1 protein-coding gene is annotated in these 1,219 nt (G+C 69.9%); it reads left to right on the top strand.

Annotated elements, in window-relative coordinates; genetic code table 11:
• A partial coding sequence (locus QN357_RS18990) for a M23 family metallopeptidase (RefSeq protein WP_323505399.1) occupies positions 1–1,108 on the top strand: 1,108 nt, incomplete at its 5' end.
• Between the last annotated feature and the right edge of the window lie 111 nt (positions 1,109–1,219).

Raw genomic sequence — 1,219 nt, 5'->3', positions numbered from 1 at the left:
CGTCAACGTGCCCGTCAAGGTCTACAGCGCGACAGAAGACCACGACACCGCGCTGCACCAGGTCCACGACGCCGACGCCGCGAGGGCACTGACGGAACAAGCCTCTGCCCGCCGCGCCGCCGCAGTCGCGGCCGCCCAGTCCCGCCTGCGCGCTGCGGAAACCAGGCTGGGTGCGGCGAAGCTTGCCGACGCCTCAGCCCACGCCGACTACGAGGCCGCTGTCAGTCGGGCCGACCTCGTGCATGCGCTCAGGGAACGCGCAGGAGTCACCGCCGACGCGTCCCGCCGGGTGCTGGCTACTCTCGTTCGCGGCCTGATGCAACAATCCGGCAACAGCACCCTCGACGCGCTACTCGACGACAGGGCCGACCATGACCTGCTGTTTCAGCTCGGCACACTGGATACCCTGTCCAGGCTGACCGCGAATCTCGACGACGTGCGCAGTCGCGTCGCCGCGGACGTCGAACGGGAGCAGGCGCTCGAGAAGCAGGATGCCGCCGCTCAGGCCGTCATCGCCGCAGTGCCGGTCTCCGCCACCCGCGCGGCGGTCGTGGCGGCGCAGGACGACGTCACCGCAGCATCCGCCGCCCTCGCCGACCTTGCCCGGTCAGCTCCGGCAGCCACGGCGGCGAGCGAGGTCCAGCCGTTCCCGGCAACTGTGCCCGTCGCGGACACCGGGCGTCTCAGCGAACAAGGCTGGACCAGACCAGCCGCAGGGCGCATCACCGATGCGTTCGGCCCGCGTCTCGTGCACCCGGTTGCCGGGGTCGGTGACTTCCACCGGGGGACGGACATCGGCGCCGGGTGCGACGCGGCCATCTATGCGGCGACCGACGGAGTCGTCGAGGCCGCCGGCGTACTGGGCACCTACGGCAACTGGATCCTGATCGACCACGGGAATGGCATCTCGACCGGCTATGCGCACATCGCTCCGGGGGAGACCCTGGTCAGCGTCGGTGAGCACGTCGTTGCCGGCCAGGTGATCGCCGGGGTCGGGAGCACGGGCGCCTCGACCGGCTGCCACCTGCACTTCGAGGTCAGGATCGACGGGACCGCCGTCGACGCCGTCCCGTTCCTGGCCCTCCGCGGCGTGAACCTCGGCACCTGAATCGGTCGCGATCACGACCGCCGCCAGACCACTCGACCTCTGCGCGCCTGGCCGGGAATCACCTGACCTTAAAGAAAAGTTGTATACAACATCTGGGGGTTTCCCCTAGGG

Source organism: Cryobacterium sp. RTC2.1 (assembly GCF_035018685.1).
Lineage (GTDB): Bacteria > Actinomycetota > Actinomycetes > Actinomycetales > Microbacteriaceae > Cryobacterium > Cryobacterium glucosi.
The sequence above is the reverse complement of the archived record's forward strand: the minus strand, read 5'-3'. Positions and strand labels throughout refer to the sequence as shown.